The organism is Cellulomonas septica (assembly GCF_012396155.1).
Lineage (GTDB): Bacteria > Actinomycetota > Actinomycetes > Actinomycetales > Cellulomonadaceae > Cellulomonas > Cellulomonas septica.
This window is the reverse complement of record NZ_JAAXOY010000905.1, coordinates 1-1,029: the sequence shown is the minus strand read 5'-3', so window position 1 is coordinate 1,029 and position 1,029 is coordinate 1. Positions and strand designations below refer to the sequence as shown.

Below are 1,029 nucleotides of genomic sequence, written 5' to 3'. Positions count from 1 at the left end.
TGGGCGGTGCGCGCCCTGGTGCGCCCCGCGGCGCGCGCGCGACGGACGGAGGTGGCCGCGTGACGCGGGTCGGGGTCGACGCGCACGTGCTCGACGGCAAGTTCCAGGGCACGCGGACGTGGGTGCTCGAGACGCTGCGACGCGCTCCGGCGCTCGCGCCCGACCTCACGTTCGTCGTGTACTCGGGCGACCCGGCGCGGACCGCGGCGATGCTCGGCGACGTCGTGGTCGAGCACCGCGTGCTGCCGCCCGGCGGGCCGGTCGGCCGCAACCTCCGGTTCTGGCCGCGCGCGGTGCGCGAGGACCGTCTCGACGTGCTCGTGACGCAGTACTTCAGCCCGCCGCGCTACCCGGGTCGTCAGCTCGTCGTGGTGCACGACGTGCTGTTCGAGACCCACCCGGAGTTCTTCGGCCGCGGGACGCGCTGGCGCAACAAGGTGCTCGTGGGCTGGTCGGCGCGGCGCGCGGGCACGGTCGCCACGGTGTCGGAGTACTCGCGGTCGCAGATCGCGCGCGTCTACGGCCGGCGCGAGCAGGACGTCCTGCTCGTCCACAACGGCGTCGAGCCGCCCCCGCCGACGAGCGCCGCGCTCCCCGCGCAGGTGCCGGCGGGGACCCGGTACGCGCTCATGGTCGGACGCCTGGAGCCGCGCAAGAACCTCGCGCTCGCGCTCGACGCGTTCGCGCGGGTCGCGGACCCCGACGTGCGTCTGGTGGTCGTCGGGCGCGACGACTTCGAGGACCCGGCGACGCTCGCGCGCCTCGCCGCCGAGCCGCGCGCCGTCCACCTGAGCGACGTGCCGCAGGACGAGCTGTGGGAGCTGTACCGGCGCGCGACCGTGTTCCTCTTCCCGAGCCGGGGCGAGGGGTGGGGCATCCCGGTGCTCGAGGCGCTCGCCGTGGGGACCCCGGTCGTCGCGTCCGACGCGACGGCCATCCCGGAGGCGGGGGGCGCGGCGTGCACCTACGTCGACCTCGCGGCACCCGACGCCGCGGCCGCGTTCGCCGCGCACCTCACGGACGCCTTCG

1 protein-coding gene is annotated in these 1,029 nt (G+C 76.4%); it reads left to right on the top strand.

The annotated features are described in order from the left end of the window. Nucleotides 1-59: 59 nt before the first annotated feature. Nucleotides 60-1,029, top strand: a 970-nt coding sequence (locus tag HGA02_RS20175) for a glycosyltransferase (protein ID WP_168681210.1), incomplete at its 3' end; no start/stop codon positions are given.